The organism is Rhodococcus sp. OK611 (genome assembly GCF_003050885.1).
In the GTDB taxonomy this organism is placed as follows: Bacteria; Actinomycetota; Actinomycetes; order Mycobacteriales; family Mycobacteriaceae; genus Rhodococcus_G; species Rhodococcus_G oryzae.
The window spans coordinates 14,365-33,990 of the sequence record NZ_QAOZ01000005.1; the positions used below are offsets into that span (position 1 = coordinate 14,365).

Here is a 19,626-nt window from a genome sequence, read left to right on the forward strand (position 1 = left end):
AGCTCAGGCAATCCTAACTGACGGTGTGCCCGGACCGCCGCCCGTCGGCGGGCGGCCGTCTGACACCCTGGAACCGTGAATCCGTCCACAGCCCAGGCCACCGCCGTCGTCGACGAATTGATCCGCGGCGGGGTGCGCGACGTGGTGCTCTGCCCGGGTTCGCGCAACGCGCCGTTGGCCTTCGCGCTGCAGGCCGCGGACACGGCCGGACGGCTGCGGCTGCACATGCGGATCGACGAGCGCACCGCCGGATTCCTCGCGGTCGGCCTTGCCATCGGCAGCGGACATCCGGTGCCGATCGTGATGACCTCCGGCACCGCCGTGGCGAATCTCGGCCCCGCGGTGCTGGAGGCGAACTACGCCCGGGTCCCGCTCGTGGTGCTCAGCGCGAACCGCCCCTACGAACTCCTCGGGACGGGCGCCAACCAGACCATCGAGCAGCTGGGCCTGTTCGGTAGCCAGGTGCGGGCCACCATCAGCCTCGGCCTCGCCGAGGAGGGCGTCGACCAGAACAGTCAGTGGCGGTCGGCGGTCTGCCGGGTCCTCGCCGCTGCCAGGGGTGCACGGTCCGGCAACGCGGGACCTGTGCATTTCGACGTGCCGCTGCGGGAACCGCTGGTGCCCGGCGCGCACGTCCAGGGCCCCGTGCCGGAGGGCAGGCCCGACGGCGCCCCGTGGACGACCACAACGCACGCGACCCTCGACGTGCCGCTCGAGCTGGACCTGACGCCGGACACCGTGGTGATCTCCGGCCACGGTTCGGGTCATCGGCCGGAGCTCGCCGGTCTGCCGACGGTCGCCGAGCCGACCGCGCCGATGCACGGCATCCCGCTGCACCCGCTTGCGCTGCCCCAGCTCAAGCCCCGGCAGGCGGTGATCACCGGCAGGCCGACGCTGCACCGTCCGGTGGCCAAGCTGCTCGCCGACCCCCGGGTGTCGGTGTTCGCGCTCACCACCGGCCCGCGCTGGCCCGACGTGTCCGGCAACGTGCTGGCCACCGGCACCCGCGCCGTCGTGTCCGGCGCCCCCGACGCGGCCTGGCTCGAGCGTTGCCGGCACCTCACCGAGCATGCGGACAAGGCTGTGCGGCAACAGCTCTCGGCGCATCCGAAGCCGACCGGTCTGCACGTGGCCAAGGTGGTGATGGACGCGCTGTGCGAGGGCGACCAGCTGCTGCTCGGTGCGTCCAACCCGGTGCGGGACGCTGCCCTGGTCAGCTATCCGCGGCCGGGCGTCCGGGTGTTGTCGAACCGTGGCGTCGCGGGTATCGACGGCACCGTGTCGACGGCGGTGGGTGCGGCGATGGCCGCGCAGGGGGAGAACACCCGCACCCTCGCGCTGATGGGCGATCTGACCTTCCTGCACGACGCCTCCGGCCTGCTGATCGGCACCGGGGAGCCGCGGCCGCGCGACCTCACGATCGTGGTGGCCAATGACGACGGCGGCGGCATCTTCGAGCTCCTCGAGCAGGGCGACCCGCAGTACGCGGGTGTCTTCGAGCGGGTGTTCGGCACCCCGCACGGGATGGACCTGTCCGCGCTCTGCGCCGCCTACCGGGTTGAGCACCACGCGGTGAACCCCGAGCAGTTGGCGGCGGCGCTGACCGAGCCGAACACCGCGGGGATCAGGGTCCTCGAGGTCGCGACCGAACGTTCCGGGCTGCGCGAACTGCACGCCGCGGTGCGGGCGCAGCTGTGACGCCGACGGTGGCGGGCCGGGTCAGGAAGGGGATCCTGGTCGCGGCGATCGGGATCTCGGTGCTTGCGGTGCTGCTGGTGGTCGCGGCCTGGCGCAACGACCTCACGATCGAGTCCGACAAGGGCGTGGCCACCGCGGAGGTGCTCTCCGCCGGCCGGCTGCGCTCGGCGATCAGCTTCGTCACCCCGGACGGGGTCACCAAGAACCCGCGGCTCGGCGTGTTGTACCCGACCGAGCTGATGGTCGGCCAGCGGATCGACGTCGAGTACGCGAGGTCCGATCCGGACCTGGTCCGGGTGTCCGGTCGCGATGTCCGGGTGGCGCTGGTCCCCGCCGGTTCGGTGATCGCGGTGACGTGGCTGATCACCCTGCCCGCGCTGTGGCTGGTCCGGCGGCGCACGGCGGCCGAGCCGCCTGATGTGACGGCGGCCGAGCCGCCTGATGTGACGGCGGCCGAGCCGCCTGATGTGACGGCAGCCCCGCCCGACTGACCCGGTAGCCCAGGTTTCGCCGGAACTTCGCCGCCCGGACACCTCGGCCTTCCCGTCCCGGCCCGCGCGGCGCGGACACTGGGCGGGTGCGAGTAGCCATCGTCGCGGAGTCGTTCCTGCCGAACATGAACGGGGTCACCCACTCGGTGATCCGGGTGCTCGAGCACCTCAGGCGCCACGGACACGAGGCGCTGCTCGTGGCCCCCGACAGTGTCGCCGGCCGCCCGGCCGCCCCGACCTCACACGACGGGTTCCCGGTGCACCGCGTGCCTGCCGTGATGATCCCGCGGGTCAGCTCCCTCCCCGTCGGCATCCCGCAGCCGGGGATCACCTCGGCGCTGCGGTCCTTCGACCCGGACGTCGTGCACCTGGCGTCGCCCTTCCTGCTCGGCGCGGGAGGGTTGGCCGCCGCCAACCGGCTCGACGTGCCCGCCGTCGCGGTCTACCAGACCGACGTGGCCGGCTTCGCGCAGAGCTACGGCCTCGGACTGACCAGCAGGGCGGCGTGGCGGTGGACCCGCCGCCTGCACCGCGGGGCCGCCCGCACCCTCGCCCCGTCCACGGCCGCCGTCGAGGCGCTCGAATCGCGAGGTGTGCCACGGGTGTTCCGCTGGGGTCGTGGGGTGGACACCACGCGGTTCGCGCCTTCCCGGCGCAGCGCGGAGCTGCGGGCGAGCTGGTGCGACGCCGATCGGCTGGTGATCGGGTTCGTCGGACGGCTGGCCCCGGAGAAGCACGTCGAGCGGCTGGCCGTGCTGGCCGCCGACCCCGGCCTGCAGTTGGTGATCGTCGGCGACGGCCCCGAACGGGCGCGGTTGGAGCGGCTGATGCCGTCGGCGGTGTTCACCGGGCAACTCGGGGGAGACGAGCTGGCCAACGCCTACGCGAGCCTCGACCTGTTCGTGCACCCGGGCGAGCACGAGACCTTCTGCCAGGCGGTGCAGGAGGCCCTGGCCAGCGGTGTCCCGGTGATCGGTCCGGACGCAGGCGGACCACGCGATCTCGTCGCGCACTGCAGCAACGGTTACCTGCTGCCGGTCGAGCGCTTCGAGGAGCTGCTGCCCAGCGCCGTGATCGCGCTGCGGGACCGGGCAACGCGCGCCCGGTTCGGAGCGTCCGCCAGGAGGTCGGTGCTGCACCGCACGTGGTCCTCGGTGTGCGGCGAACTGCTGGGCCACTACGAGGACGTGACGGGCTCGCGCGGTGTCCCGGCGCAGCGCTCGGCCTGAGCCACCCGCGCGCGAACTGGGCGCGGGGCGCCCGGTGCGCGCCTGTAACGTCAACGGTGTGGCAACAACACACGGGTCTCGGGCCTCACTGGAGAAGGCACCGCACGAGGTCGCGTCCATGTTCGACGGCGTCGCGAAGCGGTACGACCTCACCAACACGATCATCTCCTTCGGGCAGGACCGCACCTGGCGCAAGGCGACCCGGGCGGCGCTCGACCTGAAGCCGGGGGAGCGGGTGCTCGACCTTGCGGCGGGCACCGGTGTGTCCACGGTCGAGCTCGGGCGTTCCGGTGCCTGGGTGGTGGCCGCGGACTTCTCCAAGGGCATGCTGAAGGCAGGCGCCGACCGTCGGGTGCCGATGGTGGCGGGCGACGCGATGGCACTGCCGTTCGCGGATGCGGTGTTCGACGCCGCGACCATCTCGTTCGGCCTGCGCAACGTCTCCGACTTCGAGGCAGGACTGCGGGAGATCGCCCGGGTGACGAAGCCCGGCGGACGGCTGGTGGTCAGCGAGTTCTCCACCCCGACGTTCGGCCCGTTCCGCACGGTCTACATGGAGTACCTGATGAAGACGCTGCCGGTGGTGGCGCGCGCGGTGAGCAGCAACCCCGATGCCTACGTGTACCTCGCGGAGTCGATCCGGGCCTGGCCCACGCAGGAGGAGTTGGCCCTCAAGATCGAGGCGGCCGGCTGGAAGAACGTGCAGTGGCGCAACCTCACCGGCGGCGTCGTGGCGCTGCACCGCGCCGAACGGTAGTCCAGCCCACGGCAACCCGCCCGTCGGCACGATCGCGGCGGGTAACGTGGAAAGCGCAGGGGACCGTGTGATGAGAGTGACGCTTCGATGCCGCCCACCGTGCAAGGCAAGGTCGGGAACCTGCCCCTCGAGCTGACCAGTTTTGTCGGCCGTCGCCATGAGGTGACCGAGGCGCGACGGCTGCTGTCCGAGTCCCGTCTGGTGACGCTCACCGGGATCGGCGGGGTCGGTAAGACCCGGCTGGCACTGCGAGTGGCCGAGGATTCCCGGCGTGCTTTCGACGACGGGGTATGGCTCGTCGAACTGGGTGAGGTGTACGACCCGACGCTGGTGCCTGCCACGGTGGCCGCCGCGCTCGGACTTCGGGACCAGCTCGCCCACCTTCCCGAGGAGGTGTTGGCGGACCACCTCGCCACCCGCCGCCTGCTGCTGGTGCTCGACAACTGTGAGCACCTCGTCGAGGCGGTCGCGGGCCTGGCGGAGTCGTTGCTGACGGCCTGCCCCGAGATGCGCATTCTCGCCGCGAGCCGGGAGGCCCTCGGCATCAGCGGCGAGGCGGTGTTGCGGGTGCCGCCGCTGACGGCCCCGAGCAGCGACGAGGCGCCCTCGTTGCAGGGCCTTCCCCGATACGACGCGGTGGCGCTGTTCACCGAGCGGGCCGCCGCCGCGGTACCCGAGTTCACCCTCACCGAGGACAACAGGCGTGCGGTCGCCGGGATCTGCCACCGGCTGGACGGCCTGCCGCTGCCGATCGAGTTGGCGGCGGTGCGGCTGCGCGCGATGACGGCCGAACAGGTTCTGCAGCGGTTGACCGATAGATTCCGGTTGCTGACCCTTGGCAGCCGCGGCGCTCCGACCCGTCAGCAGACATTGTGGTCCAGCATCGAATGGAGCCACGAGCTGTGCTCGGTCCGGGAACAGGAGCTGTGGGCCCGGCTGTCGGTGTTCTCGGGTGGATTCGAGTTCGACGCCGCCGAGGGGATCTGTGCGGGGGAGCTGTCCTCGGACGACCTGCGCGCCGTCCTGGCGTCCTTGGTCGACAAGTCGATCTTGATCCGCGAGGAGCAGGGTCCCGCGGTGCGGTACCGGCTGCTCGAGACCCTCCGCGCCTACGGGAACGAGAAGTTGCGGGAATCGGGTGACCGCGACGGGCTGCATCGCGGGCACCGGGACTGGTACGCGCGGTTGGCCCACACGGCCGAGACCGAGTGGATCGGGCCCAACCAGGTGTCGTGGATCGGCCGCCTGGAGCGGGAGACGTCGAACCTGCGGGAGGCGCTGCATTTCAGCCTCACCGCGCCCGGCGACGCCGAGGCCGACGCCTGCCTCCGGATGGTCAATTCCCTGTACCTGTACTGGATCTGCCGCGGGCTGATCAGCGAGGGCAGGCGCTGGCTGGATCGCGCGCTGGCGCGGTCGGGCGATCGACGCACGGCCGACCGGGTGCTCGCGCTGTTCGGGGCCAGCGTCATGACCGGCATGCAGCAAGAATTCGCCACCGCCACCGCCCTCGTGGAGGAATGCGGTGCGCTCGCCGAGGAGCGGGGCGATCCGATGCTGCGGGCCGCCGCCGGGTACGCGACCGGTTTCCGGTCACTGTTCAGCGGCCAGCTCAAGGGCGCGCGGAGCTCGTTCGAAGACGCACTGCAGACGAGTCGGCCGACCGGCGAACTCCAACGGGCGATCGGGTGCCTGCTCGGGTTGGCGGTTGCCAGCGGACTCCTCGGCGACGAGGACCGGTCGGTCGCCTGCTACGAGCAGGTGTTCGCCATCACCGCGTCGCGTGGCGAGTCCTACTATCGCGCGTACGCACTGTGGGGGCTCGGCCTTGCGACCCTGCACAAGGGCGACGTGACCCGGGCGTCCGCACAGTTGGCGCAGGCCCTGCGCCTGATCCGACGGGTCAACGACCCGATCATCGCCACGTGGTGCCTCGAGACGATGGGGTGGATCGCGGCAGTCGAGGACGCGCCGGACCGGGCCGCCGTGCTGTTGGGGGCCGCAAACGCGCTGGCGAAAGCGGAAGGGGGCATCACCGTCACACTGCCCAACCTGCTCAGCCACCACGCGGAGTGCAAGCAGCGGGCACGAGCGGCACTCGGCGATCGAGCCTTCGAGGAGGCACGGCGCCGCGGCAGGGGAATGGATTTCCGCGAGGCGATCGGCTACGCGCTCGGTGAACGCCGCCCGGCCGGGCCGCCTGCGGTAGAGGAGGCCGTGAGCCTGACCCGGCGTGAGATGCAGGTCGCCGAGCTGGTCGCACAGGGCCTCACGAACAGGGCGATCGCCGAGAAATTGGTCATCTCCCCGCGGACGGCCCAGGGACACGTCGAGCGGGTGCTGGCCAAGCTCGCGTTCACCTCGCGCACCCAGATCGCCGCCTGGTATCTCGAGCGGACGCGGGAGCAGGAGCCGGACGCGCAACGGGGGGCCTGATCAGAAACAGGTATACATCCGGGTAGTTCCGCCCTGACGGTCACCGGGCGCAAGCGGCAATGTGTGCTGGGTCATATCCGCGACCGCGAAGCCGAGGCCCTCGATGTTGCAGCACCCGACAAGCCACCCCTACGTTGTCAGCCAGGCGAGGAACACCAGCTGGAAGAACACCCTCGTCGAGGGTCGGGCGGCGTCGTATGCGGTTGCGGGTGCAGGCGCTCCGGTCGTGTTCCTGCACGGATACGCGCTGACCCCCCGCGCCTACGACCGCGCACTGCTTCGGATGGCAGCCCAGGGAGTGCGGGTGTTCGCGCCCTCGCTTCCCGGATTCGGCGGCACCGCGGAACTTCCCCCGCAGGAGCGAAACCTGGCCGGGTACGCGCGCTGGCTCGGCGAGTTCCTCGACTCGATCGGTATCGCGGGACCGGTGACGCTCGTCGGCCACTCGTTCGGAGGTGGGGTCGCGATCCAGTCCGCACACGACCTCGGACCAAGGGTGGCGCGGTTGGTGCTGGTCAACTCCGTGGGCGGGGCCGCATGGTCCCCCGGGGGCGGCGACGTGCGCCCGATCGGCGAGCGGCCCCTGTGGGACTGGGGCGCGGCGGCCACCGGCGACGCCCTAGCCATTCGGCCGTCCGTCGCGGGCCTGCTGGCGATCACCGCGGACGCGGTGGGCAACGTACTGCGCAATCCGCTCGCGATGTGGCGCCTCTCGCACCTGGCCCGAAACGCGGATCTGCGCGGCGAACTCGACGAGTTGGCGGAGCGCGGCCTTCCGGTGACGCTGCTCTGGGGCGGCGACGACACGTTCATCCCGCGCGCCAGCTTCGAATCCCTTCGCATCGCGCTCCGCAATCCCACGGTCGTCACCGTCGCGGGCAACCACGGCTGGCTGATCGACGACCCGCACGGATTCGGCACCGCGATGGGGACCGTGTTCGGCGCGGAGCAGACGCAGCCGCACACACCCGCGGCGGTGACATTGTGACGGTCGCGGGCGGGACCCACCTGTGGGCCGGCTTGTCCGCGCGCACGCTGATGATCCGGCGCTGCGAGTGCTGTGGGCTGCTCCTCGCGCCGGTCGCGGTGACCTGCTCCTCGTGCGGGAGCGACCACCTGTCGCGGGTGCCGTCGACCGGGCTCGGGTCGATGGTGACCTGGAAGCTGGCCGACCGTGCGCGGGCGGGTGCGGACGACGACGCCCTGCCGTCCATGCTGGCCGTCGTCGCGCTCGACGACGGGCCCTGGATCTGCAGCTGGATCGAGGGTGAGATCGCGGTTCGCCCCGGCCGCCCGGTCCGGGTGGAGTTCGACCACCTGGAGTCCGACGAGCGGTACCCGGTGTTCCACGGCTGCCAACACGCGCCTGCCGTTCGAGTCGCCTGACACGGCCCCCCGCCACCCCGCTCCGGGGGTAGCGTCGATTGGGCAGGGGACCGGCGTGTTGAGAGTGACGGTTCGATGGCTAGCGCTGTCCGGGGCAAGGTCGGGAACTTGCCGCTCGAGCTGACCAGTTTCGTCGGCCGTCGCCGCGAGGTGACCGAGACGAGGCGGCTGCTGTCTGTCTCGCGCCTGGTGACATTGACCGGGATCGGCGGGGTCGGCAAGACCCGGCTCGCGCTCCGGGTGGCCGAGGACTCGCGGCGGTCGTTCGAGGACGGGGTGTGGCTGGTCGAGCTCGGCGAGCTGCGGGAGGAGGCGCTGCTGCCCGACCTGGTGGCCGCGACGCTGGGGCTGCGGGAGCAGTCGACGAATCGCACGCAGGACTCGCTGGCAAAGTACCTCGCCGATCGACGGCTGCTGCTGGTGCTGGACAACTGCGAACACGTGCTCGACGCGGCCGCGGCGCTCGCCGAAGCGTTGCTGCGGCGCTGCCCGGACCTCAGGATCCTCGCGACCAGCCGCGAGCCGTTCGGCATCGGAGCTGAGGCCTTTCTGCGGGTGCCGCCGCTGTCGGTCCCGGATCCGGATCTGCGCTCGTCCGGGCGCGGTTCGGCTGGGGGCGACGCCGTGGCGCTCTTCGCCGAACGGGCGTCCGCCGCGGTCCCGGAGTTCGGGCTCACCGAGGACAACCAGGTCGCGGTGGCCCGGATCTGTCAGCGGTTGGACGGGCTGCCGCTGCCCATCGAGTTGGCCGCGGGGCGCATGAGGGCGATGTCCGCGGAACAGATCCTGGACCGGTTGAACGATCGCTACAGCCTGCTGACCGGGGGTAGTCGCGGCGCGCCGACGCGGCAACAGACGCTGCGCCTGTGCATCGACTGGAGCCATGAGCTGTGCACCGAGCCGGAGCGGATGCTGTGGCGGCGGATGTCGGTGTTCACCGGTGGTTTCGAGCTCGATGCGGCGGAGGGCATCTGTGCCGGGGACCTGAGCCCGGACGACCTGCTGGATGTGGTGGCGGCGCTGGTCGACAGGTCGATCCTGATCCGGGAGGAAGCGGGTGCCGTGGTGCGCTACCGGCTCCTCGAGACCCTCCGCGAGTACGGCCGTGAGAAGTTGGCGGAATCCGGTGAACACGCTTCGATGCGGCGGCGGCACCGGGACTGGTACCAGCAGCTCGTGATCCGCGTGGAGGCCGAGTGGATCGGTCCGCGGCAGATGGAGTGGATGGCACGGCTGGGGCGGGAGCAGCCGAACCTGCGCGAGGCGATGGAGTTCTGCCTGACCGAGCCGGGAGAGGAGGCGGCAGGCCTGCGTATCGCCGATGCCCTCGCCCCGTTCTGGTTGTCCAGGGGCCTGCTCGGGGAGGGCAGGCACTGGCTCGATCAGTTCCTCGACCGCCAGGACGGGCAGCCGACCGTGGAGTGGCTGTGGGGGCTGTACGCGAACAGCGTGCTGGCAGGCAACCAGGGCGACATCGAGGCGGGCGCGGCGCTGGTCGAGCGGGCGCGTGAGGCCGCCGAGGTCCTCGACGACGCTCAGGCCCACGCGCTCGTGACCCTCGCCGTCGGGCAGCTCGCGGTGTGCAGCGGAGACATGCGGCTGGCCGTTTCCTCCCTCGAGGAGATCACCGACGCCTTCCACACGGGCAGGGAGCTGGTGCTACGGCTCGCGACGCTGCTCGGCCTCGCGCTGGCCTGCGGGCTGCTCGGGGACACGCAGCGCTCGATCGCCTGCCAGGAGGCGGCTCTCGAGATCACCCAATCCCGCGGCGAGTCCGTGTACCGGGCCTACTCGCTGTCGACCCTCGGGCTCGCGTTGTGGCAGAGCGATCCCCGGCGGGCGGCCGGGCTGCTCGAGCAGGGCCTTCGGCTCAGCCGCGTCGTGGACGATCCGCTCGGATCCGCCATCTGTGTCGAGGCGCTGGCCTGGGTCGCCGCGGGCGATCGGCTCGCCAGGCGCGCGGCCGTGCTGTTCGGCATCGCCAACTCGCTGTGGCGGGTCGTCGGCAGCGCAGGGGTCGTGATACCACCCCTGCTTGCGTACCGCGAGGAGTCGGAGCTGCAGGTCCGCAGCGCGCTCGCCAAGCGCGCCTACGAGTCGGCTTTCGAGCAGGGCGCCAACCTGAGCTTCGATGACGGCATCGCGTACGCGCTGGACGAGCAACTCCAGGGGGCGCCGACCTCGGGCGTCGCCTCGGCCCTGACCCGACGTGAGCGGCAGGTCGCCGACCTGGTCGCGCAGGGCCTGACGAACAGGGCGATCGCCGAGCAACTGGTGATCGCCCCGCGGACCGTCGAGGGCCACGTCGAGCACGTTCTCGCCAAGATGGGCTTCACCTCCCGGGCGCAGATCGCGGCGTGGGTCGTCGAGCAGGCGCAGGTCGGCACCCAATCGCTCTGACGCCCGCGTCGGGGGTCGGTCGGCGGAGAAAACAGGTACCCACCCGGGTGGTTCCACCGTCGCCGGGGAGCCGGGCAAAAGGGACACTTGAGTCGTCATCAGCTCAGGAAGCCGAGGTCCCCGATGTTCGAGCGACAGGTGCAGTGCACATCCACAGGTGCGAGAAGTGTCCGTGTCCGGCGGCGGGCGCTGATGATCCTGCGATGCGAGGCGTGCGCGACGCTGCTGGCCCCCGAGGAGACGAAGTGCACCTCGTGTGGACGGGACGAGCTCGAGCGGGTGCGGGCCGCAGGCACGGGGACCGTGGTGTCGTGGACGGTGGTGGACTGTTCGTCCGCCGCCCTCCCGCTGGCGCTGGTGCCGTGCACCCTCGCGATCGTCGAGCTCGACGAGGGGCCCTGGATCTACACCTGGATCGAGGGGGAGCTGCCGGCGCATCCTGATCGGTCGGTGCGGGTGGAGTTCCGGCTGGCGGAACCGGGGGAGCGGTTCCCCGTCTTCGCCGTTCGGCAGGCTGTCGCAGATCGGGTCGCGATCAGCTGAACGGCGGCCGGGAGTCGAGTCGCAGCGAGGAAGACCCCGACGCCCGCCACGCCCGCGCGGTCAGGTCGCGATCTGCGTCGGTCACGAGATTGCCCATCACCCGGACCGCGATCGTCATCAGCGCACGCGAACGCATCGCCAGCGGCCCGGAGGCAGGCAGCACCCGCGGGACCGTGAGCAGGCCTGCGAGCCGACGGGCGATCGAGAAGGCTTGCCCGTACCGCTCCCGCAGCAGGGTCGGCCACAGCTCGGTGAGGTCCGGGGCCCCGAGCACCTCGGCCACCATCGAGCCGGTCTCCAGGCCGTAGTCGATGCCCTCGCCGTTGAGCGGGTTCACACAGGCCGCGGCGTCGCCGATGATCGCCCAGTTGGTCCCCGCCACCCCGGACACCGCCCCGCCCATCGGGAGCAGAGCCGATGCCACCGCGCGCACAGGGCCGTCGAGCCGCCACTCGTCGCGGCGCTGCTCCGCGTACAGCTCGATCAGCGGCCGGAGTGCGCCGGGCGCGGGCCGCTTCGCGGTGGCCAGGGTGCCGACGCCGAGGTTGACCTCGCCGGTGCCGAGCGGGAACACCCAGCCGTAGCCGGCCTGCAGGGTCCCCTCGCGGTCGCGCAGTTCGAGGTGCGAGGTGATCCACGGGTCGGTGCTGCGGGCCGAGCGGACATAGGCACGGGCCGCCACCCCGTACGCGGTGTCGCGATGCCACTCGCGGCCGAGACGTTTGCCGAGGGTGGAGCGCACGCCGTCGGCGACGATGAGGTGCTCGCATCGGACCGTGCGTGGCCCATCGGCCGTCTGGAGGGTTACCGACTGCACCCGGTTTCCCTCCCGGTCGGCATCGACGGCCTTGGCGCCCTGCACCATCCGGGCACCGGCGTCGAGCGCGACCTGTCGGATCCGGTCGTCGAGTTCGGTTCTCGGGACGGCGCTGCCGGTACTCGGCAGTGAGCCGCCTGGCCACGGCAGCTCCAACTCCTGCCCGAACCCGTTCAGCCGCAGGCCGCGGTTGGTGGCGCGGGTGGCGAGCCAGTCACCGAGGCCGAGATGGACGAGTTCCGCCACGGCGCGCGGGGTGAGTCCGTCGCCACACGTCTTGTCCCTCGGGAAGGTGGCGGAGTCGGCGAGCAGCACCTCGCGGCCCGCGCGCGCCGCCCATGCCGCCGCCGCGGAACCGGCGGGACCTGCGCCGATCACCACCACTTCGGCCTGCGCGGGGACGTCATCGGGCGCCTCGGAACGGGCGGCGGAGGGATCGGGGTCGACAGGCGATGGCACCACCCCAGTATCTTCTCAGGCCGGGGTGGACCGCTGTGGTCAGCCCGACGGGCCGCGAACCCGATAGGTTCACTACCGTGACAGTTATGGCATCGGTTGCTGGGCATCACGCGAGACGGGATGGGTACTGAGATCGTGAGCACGAGCGAAGCGATGGGCACGGTCGTTGCCGGCGTGGATCTGGGGGATCCGGCGCTGGCCGAGGTGGTGCGTGGGGGTCTCGCCGAGGTCGAGAGCCTGCTGGTGAGTGAGCTCTCGGATGGCGAGGACTTTCTCACCGAGGCGGCGCTGCACCTGGCGAAGGCGGGTGGCAAGCGGTTCCGGCCGCTGTTCACCCTGCTCACGGCGCAGCTGGGCCCCAATCCGACGGACCCGGCGACCATCACCGCGGCCACCGTCGTCGAGCTGGTGCACCTGGCCACGCTCTACCACGACGACGTGATGGACGAGGCGACGATGCGACGCGGCGCCCCGAGTGCGAACTCGCGCTGGGGCAACTCCATCGCCATCCTGGCGGGCGATTACCTGTTCGCGCACGCCTCCCGGCTGGTGTCCACGCTCGGACCCGAGGCGGTGCGGATCATCGCCGAGACCTTCGCCGAGCTCGTCACCGGGCAGATGCGGGAGACCATCGGCGTCAAGGAGCAGCAGGATCCCGTCGACCACTACCTGAAGGTGGTGTGGGAGAAGACGGGATCGCTGATCGCGGCCTGCGGTCGGTTCGGTGGCACCTTCTCGGGAGCGAGCGCCGACGACGTGGTCCGCCTCGAGCGGCTCGGCGACGCGGTGGGCACCGCCTTCCAGATCTCCGACGACATCATCGACATCTCCTCGGTCGCCGCGCAGTCCGGCAAGACCCCTGGCACCGACCTGCGCGAGGGGGTGCACACCCTGCCGGTGCTCTACGCGCTGCGTGAGGAGGGCCCCGACGCCGATCGACTGCGGGTGCTGCTCGACGGCCCGGTCACCGACGACGACGCCGTCGCGGAGGCGCTGGCGTTGCTGGAGCGTTCCCCCGGCATGGCGGCTGCCAAGGCCAAGCTGGCGGAGTACGCCGACTCGGCGCACGCGCAGCTCGCGGAGCTGCCGCAGGGGCCGGCGAACGACGCGCTGGGACGGCTGGTGGATTACACGATCGCGCGGGTCGGCTGACGGTAACGTCTCGGCTCGGGTCCACGTGGCTCGCCGACGCGCTGCGTGCGGGGGAACGTCCCTCCGGGCTCTTTCGTTGTTCAACTGAGTGTCCGGCGAGAAAAGGGGCCCAACGTGCACCGGTATTCCAACGGGTTGAAGACCTTCGCGTTGCTGGTGGGGATGTCCGCGCTGATCGTGTTCATCGGGGCGCTGTTCAACAACAGGAGCATCCTCATCTTCTCGATCGTCCTCGCGGTCGGGATGAACGGCTACGCGTACTTCAACAGCGACAAGCTGGCGCTCAAGGCCATGCACGCGCAGCCGGTCACCGAGGTCGAGGCGCCTGTCATCTACAAGATCGTGCGCGAACTGGCGACGACGGCGCACCAGCCGATGCCCCGGCTCTACATCAGCCCCACGGCCGCGCCGAACGCCTTCGCCACGGGTCGCAACCCGCGCAACGCGGCGGTCTGCTGCACCAGCGGCATCCTGCAGATCCTCGACGAGCGGGAGCTGCGGGCCGTGCTCGGCCACGAGCTCTCGCACGTGTACAACCGCGACATCCTGATCTCCTCGGTCGCGGGTGCGATGGCCGCGGTCATCTCGGGCCTGGCCAACATGGCGATGTTCGCCTCGATGTTCGGCGGCCGCGGCGAGGGCAGGCCGAACCCGCTGGCGCTGCTGCTCGTCTCGTTGCTCGGTCCGATCGCGGCCTCGGTGGTGAAGATGGCGGTCTCGCGCTCGAGGGAGTACCAGGCCGACCAGTCCGGCGCGGAACTCAGCGGTGATCCGCTGGCGCTCGCCTCGGCGTTGCGCAAGCTGGAGCGCGGCGTGGAGGCCGCCCCGCTGCCGCCGGAGCCGAAGATCGCCGCGCAGTCGCACATGATGATCGCGAACCCGTTCCGGGCGGGGGACAAGATGAGCCGGCTGTTCTCCACCCACCCGCCCATGGCGGAGCGGATCGACCGCTTGGAGAAGATGGCGGGCCGACGACTGCCTGAGTGACGGATATCGCTGGGGGACAAGGTTGTTCGCTGGTCAGTCTGGGTGAATGCGGATCGGCCCCATCGTGTCGGGCCGCCGCCGACGCAGAGAGGACCGCGCGGCCGGTGCGGCCGTCGCGGTCCCCTCGATGCGCTATCGGGTGATCAGCGGTAGTTGACGAACTGCAGCGCGATGCCGAAGTCCTCGCCCTTGAGCAGCGAGATGATGGCCTGCAGGTCATCGCGCTTCTTGCTGCTGACGCGGAGCTCGTCGCCCTGGATCTGCGCCTTGACGCCCTTGGGGCCCTCGTCGCGGATCTTCTTCGAGATCTTCTTCGCATTCTCGGTGGTGATGCCCTGGACCAGGGTCCCGGACAGCTTGTAGATCTTGCCCGACTGCGCGGGCTCGCCGGCGTCGAACGCCTTGAGTGAGATGTCCCGGCGGATCAACTTCTCTTTGAACACCTCGAGCGCCGCCAGCAGCCGCTCCTCGGTGTCGGCGGTCAGGGTGATCGCCTCCTCGCCGGACCAGTCGATGCTCGCGCCGGTGTTGCGGAAGTCGAAACGCGTCGACAGCTCCTTGGCCGCCTGGTGCAGCGCGTTGTCCACTTCCTGCCGGTCAACCTTGCTCACCACATCGAAGGACGAATCCGCCACGGCAACTCCTAGTTCATCGTGCGCGGGCCTGCGCCAGCGCGTGAGAACCCCACGATAACCACACGGTTTGCATTTACCCGCCCCGGTAGAGGTATTCTCTTGTCCGCGCCAGAGATGGTCCGGAGTACTTCGGATCTGATCTGGATGACACCAGGCAGGTTGCCCGAGCGGCCAATGGGAGCGGACTGTAAATCCGTCGGCTTATGCCTACGTAGGTTCGAATCCTACACCTGCCACCTCCGGGTCCCGGTGAGCGCAAGCTCGCCGGGGCTCGTTGATTACACGGATGGAAAGAGCTCCTGACCTGCGGGTTTGGCACTCGGCCCCGCCGCTGTGTAATCTCTTGGAGGCTTCAGCGCATGAACGAAGTGCGCGGAAGCATGCCCCCTTAGCTCAGTCGGCAGAGCGTTTCCATGGTAAGGAAAAGGTCAACGGTTCGATTCCGTTAGGGGGCTCGCTGGATTGGGTGTCCATAGACTGGCACCGATGCACCGAGGCGGTGTAGCTCAGTTGGTAGAGCAAACGACTCATAATCGTTGTGTCGCCGGTTCAAGTCCGGCCATCGCTACACAAGTGGACACATAGAACACTCCCTGATTGACCCCGATCAGATTTATCCGAAAGAAGGCATCCCGTGGCCTCGACTGACGTTCGGCCCAAGATCACCTTGGCCTGCGAGGTATGCAAGCACCGCAACTACATCACCAAGAAGAACCGTCGTAACGATCCCGATCGTCTCGAGATCAAGAAGTTCTGCCCGAACTGCGGAACGCATCAGGCGCACCGCGAGTCGCGCTAGTACTCTTCGAGTCGACGCGGAGATCGTAGGGGTCGGTTCCCGGCTTCCTGGCCTAGCTGCGTCCCAAGCAGATAGGTTGCGTTGCTGTGAAGTTGAGTCCTGATCTCGTTGGCCTGCATCACAGGTTCAGCGACTACTACGAGGTCGGTCGTGAGAAGGTGCGCGAGTATGCGCGCGCCGTCAAGAGCGACGACCCGGTCTACCGCGACGAAGCGGCCGCCAGGAAGATCGGCTACGACACCCTCGTGGCCCCGCTGACCTTCATTGCTGTCTTCGGCTTCCTCGCGCAGGAAGAGTTCTTCAAGGCCCTGGACGTCGAGCTGGACCTCAGCCGGGTCCTGCACACCGATCAGCGCATCGTCTACCACCGTCCGGTCAAGGTCGGCGACCGTCTGTACTGCGACGTGTATGTCGACTCGATCCGAACGATGGGCGGTAGCGACATCATCGTGACCCGCAACGAGATCACCGATCAGGACGGCCAGGTCGTCCAGACCCTGTACACCACACTGGTCGGTCGGCATGCCGAGGAGGTCGAGTGATGTCCGTTCGCGATTTCGCGGAGATCTCCGTCGGCGAGGAACTGCCCGAAGAGACCGTGCCCCTGACCAGGTCCGACCTGGTGCAGTACGCAGGCGTTTCCGGCGACCCGAACCCCATCCACTGGGATGACGCGACGGCGCAGAAGCTCGGCCTCCCCTGTGCGGTTGCGCACGGGATGCTCACCATGGGCATCGGCGCCGGCTATGTGACCTCCTGGCTCGGCGATCCGGGTGCGGTCACCGAATACAGCGTTCGCTTCACCAGCCCTGTCGTCGTGCCCAACGACGGCAAGGGTGCCGTTATCGTCCTCACCGGCAAGGTGAAGTCCGTCGACGAGGAGGCCCGCTCCGCCGTGGTCGCCATCGTCGCCAAAGTGGACGACAAGAAGATCTTCGGTCGCGCTACCGCGACCGTGCGCTTCGGCTGAGTAACCAGCCGATTCGGTTTGTTCGACTACCGTGCAGTACACTGAGATTTCTGGGATCAACCAGCGCTGCGCGCTGCCCTACGTGCCCATTCGGGCCGCTGAGGGTAGCGCGCGTGTTGTGTGGTCACGGAGAGGTTGATCGGTCCGGATCATGATGATCGGGACGCGTCGGTCAACCAGAGGGGCGTAGCTCAACTGGCAGAGCAGCGGTCTCCAAAACCGCAGGTTGCAGGTTCAAGTCCTGTCGCCCCTGCCCCGGATGTCAGCGACTGAGAGGAACGACGGTGAGCGAGGATCGCGGAAAGGCCGATAGCGCGGCGGGGTCTCCGGACGTCGACGCCACCGCGGCCGGCGCGAGTGATTCAGCTCCCGTCGCCTCTCGTCCGACTGGAAAGCGTCCGGGTCGTCGTACCCATGCCGCCGCGACCGAGTCGCAGGCCGCGAAGGTCGCAGGCACCCCCTTGGCCACGAAGGCCAAGCCGGAGAAGCCGCGCAAGGAGAATCTCTTCAAGCGCCTGAGGAAGTTCCTCCGTGAGGTGATCACGGAACTCCGGAAGGTGATCTGGCCTAACCGCAAGCAGATGATCACCTACACCACCGTTGTACTGGCGTTCGTGGCCTTCATGGTCGCGTTCATCAGTGGATTGGACCTGGCGTTCATCAAGGGCGTCAGTTGGCTGTTCGGCTGACGCCGGACACCGAACGTGATGAGAGGAAGCGAGTGCGCCAGTGAGCACCCCCGAGAACGACGCAATTGAGGCTGCAGCCGCAGAGCATGTTGCCGATGACGCGGTCGCCGCGGAGTCCGCTGACGCGGCAGTCCTCGGCGAGGGTGACGCTCCCGTGGCCGACGCTCCCGTCGAAGAGGCAGCAGCTTCCGCAGACGACGCCATCGCCGCCGACTCCGAGGAGCCGGTCGATCCCGTTGCCGAGATGAAGGCCGCGCTCCGCCGCGCGCCCGGCGACTGGTATGTGATCCACTCGTACGCCGGGTACGAGAACAAGGTGAAGACCAACCTCGAGACCCGCGTGCAGAACCTGGACGTCGGCGACTACATCTTCCAGGTCGAGGTCCCGACCGAAGAGGTCACCGAGATCAAGAACGGCCAGCGCAAGCAGGTCAATCGCAAGGTGCTGCCCGGCTACATCCTGGTCCGGATGGAACTGAACGACGAGTCGTGGGGCGCGGTCCGCAACACGCCCGGTGTCACCGGCTTCGTCGGCGCCACCTCGCGGCCGTCGCCGCTGACCATCAACGAGGTCGTCAAGTTCCTGATGCCGCAGGAGGGCGCGAAGAAGCCCGTCGCCGCTGCCGCAGGAACCGGCGAAGCCGCAGCCTCCGTCGCGAAGCCCCTCATCGAGGTGGACTTCGAGGTCGGTGAGTCGGTCACCGTCATGGACGGCCCGTTCGCGACGCTGCCCGCCAGCATCAGCGAGGTCAACGCCGAGCAGCAGAAGCTCAAGGTCCTCGTGTCGATCTTCGGTCGCGAGACGCCGGTCGAGCTGTCCTTCACGCAGGTCGCGAAGATCTAGCCACAAAAACTTGCACTGCAGTAGCAAGACACACACAAGAAATTAGGAACGAAAGATGCCCCCCAAGAAGAAGAAGCTCGCCGGGCTCATCAAGCTTCAGATCCAGGCCGGTCAGGCTAACCCTGCACCGCCCGTGGGTCCCGCGCTTGGTCAGCACGGCGTGAACATCATGGAGTTCTGCAAGGCCTACAACGCGGCCACCGAGTCGCAGCGCGGCAACGTGATCCCCGTGGAGATCTCCGTCTACGAGGACCGGACCTTCGACTTCAAGTTGAAGACCCCGCCCGCCTCGCGACTGCTGCTCAAGGCCGCAGGCGTGCAGAAGGGCTCCGGCGAGCCGCACAAGACCAAGGTCGCCACGGTGACCATGGACCAGGTGCGCGAGATCGCGAAGACCAAGCAGGAAGACCTCAACGCGAACGACATCGAGCAGGCCGCGAAGATCATCGCCGGCACCGCACGCTCGATGGGTATCACCGTCGAGGGCTAAGCAGCTCCAGATCGCGTGGGAGGGCCGGCCAGGCCCGAAACCACAACTGAACCATTAGTAAGGACAGAACACATGGCAAAGCGCAGCAAGGCGTACCTCGCCGCCGCCGAGAAGGTCGACCAGGCCAAGCTCTACAGCCCACTGCAGGCTGCGAAGCTCGCCAAGGAGACCTCCTCCACGAAGATGGACGCGACCGTCGAGGTCGCCGTTCGACTCGGCGTCGACCCCCGCAAGGCGGACCAGATGGTTCGCGGCACCGTCAACCTCCCGCACGGCACCGGTAAGACCGCCCGTGTGATCGTGTTCGCCGTGGGCGAGAAGGCCGCCGAGGCCGAGGCTGCCGGCGCGGACGCGGTGGGTGCCGAGGACCTGATCGAGCGCATCCAGGGCGGTTGGCTGGACTTCGACGCCGCGATCGCGACCCCTGATCAGATGGCCAAGGTCGGCCGCATCGCCCGCGTCCTCGGACCGCGTGGCCTGATGCCGAACCCGAAGACGGGCACCGTCACCGCCGATGTGACCAAGGCCGTCAACGAGATCAAGGGCGGAAAGATCAACTTCCGCGTCGACAAGCAGGCCAACCTGCACTTCGTGATCGGCAAGGCGTCCTTCGACGACGCCAAGCTGGTGGAGAACTACGGCGCCGCGCTGGACGAGATCCTGCGTGCGAAGCCGTCCTCCGCGAAGGGCCGTTACGTCAAGAAGGTCACGGTTTCGACCACCACCGGACCGGGCATCCCGGTGGACCCGAACCGCACCCGCAACCTCCTCGAGGATGCTGCAGAGTAAGACAGCTCGACAAGAAGGCCGGTACGGATCTCCGTACCGGCCTTCTTCGTGTCTG

General features: G+C 69.2%; 20 protein-coding genes and 4 tRNA genes. 22 read left to right on the top strand and 2 right to left on the bottom strand.

Features of this window, described 5'->3' with window-relative positions; translation table 11 throughout:
* Positions 1–75 precede the first annotated feature (75 nt).
* The 9 genes from menD to C8K38_RS07530 all read left to right on the top strand — a co-directional run bounded on the left by menD (position 76) and on the right by C8K38_RS07530 (position 10,940).
* Positions 76–1,698, top strand: coding sequence for a 2-succinyl-5-enolpyruvyl-6-hydroxy-3-cyclohexene-1-carboxylic-acid synthase (gene menD / locus C8K38_RS07490; protein ID WP_097210942.1), 1,623 nt, complete (start codon positions 76–78; stop codon positions 1,696–1,698).
* Positions 1,695–2,189, top strand: a complete 495-nt coding sequence (locus C8K38_RS07495; RefSeq protein WP_097210943.1) for a DUF3592 domain-containing protein — start codon at positions 1,695–1,697, stop codon at positions 2,187–2,189. The genes menD and C8K38_RS07495 overlap by 4 nt, the downstream gene beginning before the upstream one ends.
* Positions 2,190–2,275: 86 nt before the next feature.
* The gene (locus C8K38_RS07500) at positions 2,276–3,418 is read left to right on the top strand and encodes a glycosyltransferase family 4 protein (protein WP_209928652.1); all 1,143 of its coding nucleotides are present in this window, start codon (positions 2,276–2,278) and stop codon (positions 3,416–3,418) included.
* 58 nt (positions 3,419–3,476) lie between these two features.
* Positions 3,477–4,175, top strand: coding sequence for a demethylmenaquinone methyltransferase (locus C8K38_RS07505; protein ID WP_077040725.1), 699 nt, complete (start codon positions 3,477–3,479; stop codon positions 4,173–4,175).
* Positions 4,176–4,262: 87 nt separating this feature from the next.
* Positions 4,263–6,611, top strand: a complete 2,349-nt coding sequence (locus tag C8K38_RS07510; RefSeq protein ID WP_097210944.1) for an ATP-binding protein — start codon at positions 4,263–4,265, stop codon at positions 6,609–6,611.
* A gap of 103 nt (positions 6,612–6,714) precedes the next feature.
* Positions 6,715–7,599, top strand: coding sequence for an alpha/beta fold hydrolase (locus C8K38_RS07515; RefSeq protein WP_097210945.1), 885 nt, complete (start codon positions 6,715–6,717; stop codon positions 7,597–7,599).
* Positions 7,596–7,997: a Zn-ribbon domain-containing OB-fold protein gene (locus C8K38_RS07520; protein WP_097210946.1), complete on the top strand. Its 402-nt coding sequence runs from the start codon at positions 7,596–7,598 to the stop codon at positions 7,995–7,997. The genes C8K38_RS07515 and C8K38_RS07520 overlap by 4 nt, the downstream gene beginning before the upstream one ends.
* A gap of 75 nt (positions 7,998–8,072) precedes the next feature.
* Entirely contained in the window at positions 8,073–10,397 is a 2,325-nt protein-coding gene (locus tag C8K38_RS07525; protein ID WP_097210947.1) for an ATP-binding protein, read from the top strand.
* A 192-nt stretch (positions 10,398–10,589) separates the two neighbouring features.
* On the top strand, positions 10,590–10,940 hold the full coding sequence (locus C8K38_RS07530) for a Zn-ribbon domain-containing OB-fold protein (protein WP_245221157.1): 351 nt from the start codon (positions 10,590–10,592) through the stop codon (positions 10,938–10,940).
* Here C8K38_RS07530 and C8K38_RS07535 read toward each other — a convergent pair.
* Entirely contained in the window at positions 10,933–12,141 is a 1,209-nt protein-coding gene (locus tag C8K38_RS07535; RefSeq protein WP_257017310.1) for a geranylgeranyl reductase family protein, read from the bottom strand. The genes C8K38_RS07530 and C8K38_RS07535 overlap by 8 nt on opposite strands.
* Positions 12,142–12,336: 195 nt before the next feature.
* On the opposite strand from C8K38_RS07535, the gene C8K38_RS07540 reads away from it, so the two are divergent.
* Both C8K38_RS07540 and htpX read left to right on the top strand, forming a co-directional pair.
* Positions 12,337–13,368 carry a polyprenyl synthetase family protein gene (locus C8K38_RS07540; RefSeq protein WP_097210950.1) on the top strand — a complete coding sequence of 344 codons (1,032 nt, stop codon included), beginning with the start codon at positions 12,337–12,339 and terminating at the stop codon, positions 13,366–13,368.
* Positions 13,369–13,482: 114 nt separating this feature from the next.
* Entirely contained in the window at positions 13,483–14,355 is an 873-nt protein-coding gene (gene htpX, locus C8K38_RS07545) for a zinc metalloprotease HtpX (RefSeq protein ID WP_077040728.1), read from the top strand.
* A gap of 143 nt (positions 14,356–14,498) precedes the next feature.
* Here htpX and C8K38_RS07550 read toward each other — a convergent pair whose 3' ends face one another.
* Complete coding sequence (locus C8K38_RS07550; protein ID WP_027500670.1) at positions 14,499–14,990, bottom strand: YajQ family cyclic di-GMP-binding protein; 492 nt, start codon at positions 14,988–14,990, stop codon at positions 14,499–14,501.
* A 153-nt stretch (positions 14,991–15,143) separates the two neighbouring features.
* Here C8K38_RS07550 and C8K38_RS07555 point away from each other — a divergent pair.
* The 11 genes from C8K38_RS07555 to rplA all read left to right on the top strand — a co-directional run bounded on the left by C8K38_RS07555 (position 15,144) and on the right by rplA (position 19,571).
* Positions 15,144–15,226: transfer RNA gene (locus C8K38_RS07555), tRNA-Tyr, on the top strand.
* A gap of 146 nt (positions 15,227–15,372) precedes the next feature.
* Positions 15,373–15,445: transfer RNA gene (locus C8K38_RS07560), tRNA-Thr, on the top strand.
* A gap of 40 nt (positions 15,446–15,485) precedes the next feature.
* Positions 15,486–15,558 (top strand) — tRNA-Met (locus C8K38_RS07565).
* A gap of 66 nt (positions 15,559–15,624) precedes the next feature.
* The gene (rpmG, locus tag C8K38_RS07570) at positions 15,625–15,789 is read left to right on the top strand and encodes a 50S ribosomal protein L33 (protein ID WP_027500669.1); all 165 of its coding nucleotides are present in this window, start codon (positions 15,625–15,627) and stop codon (positions 15,787–15,789) included.
* Positions 15,790–15,875: 86 nt separating this feature from the next.
* Positions 15,876–16,331, top strand: coding sequence for a (3R)-hydroxyacyl-ACP dehydratase subunit HadA (gene hadA, locus C8K38_RS07575; protein ID WP_097210951.1), 456 nt, complete (start codon positions 15,876–15,878; stop codon positions 16,329–16,331).
* Positions 16,331–16,759, top strand: coding sequence for a (3R)-hydroxyacyl-ACP dehydratase subunit HadB (hadB, locus tag C8K38_RS07580; RefSeq protein WP_097210952.1), 429 nt, complete (start codon positions 16,331–16,333; stop codon positions 16,757–16,759). Before hadA ends, hadB begins: the two co-directional genes overlap by 1 nt.
* A gap of 180 nt (positions 16,760–16,939) precedes the next feature.
* Positions 16,940–17,012: transfer RNA gene (locus C8K38_RS07585), tRNA-Trp, on the top strand.
* A gap of 31 nt (positions 17,013–17,043) precedes the next feature.
* Positions 17,044–17,448 carry a preprotein translocase subunit SecE gene (gene secE, locus C8K38_RS07590; RefSeq protein ID WP_179800486.1) on the top strand — a complete coding sequence of 135 codons (405 nt, stop codon included), beginning with the start codon at positions 17,044–17,046 and terminating at the stop codon, positions 17,446–17,448.
* A 40-nt stretch (positions 17,449–17,488) separates the two neighbouring features.
* Positions 17,489–18,292: a transcription termination/antitermination protein NusG gene (gene nusG / locus C8K38_RS07595; RefSeq protein WP_097210954.1), complete on the top strand. Its 804-nt coding sequence runs from the start codon at positions 17,489–17,491 to the stop codon at positions 18,290–18,292.
* A 55-nt stretch (positions 18,293–18,347) separates the two neighbouring features.
* Positions 18,348–18,782, top strand: coding sequence for a 50S ribosomal protein L11 (gene rplK, locus C8K38_RS07600; RefSeq protein WP_027500664.1), 435 nt, complete (start codon positions 18,348–18,350; stop codon positions 18,780–18,782).
* Between the two features lie 72 nt (positions 18,783–18,854).
* Positions 18,855–19,571 carry a 50S ribosomal protein L1 gene (gene rplA / locus C8K38_RS07605; protein ID WP_077040733.1) on the top strand — a complete coding sequence of 239 codons (717 nt, stop codon included), beginning with the start codon at positions 18,855–18,857 and terminating at the stop codon, positions 19,569–19,571.
* Positions 19,572–19,626 lie beyond the last annotated feature (55 nt).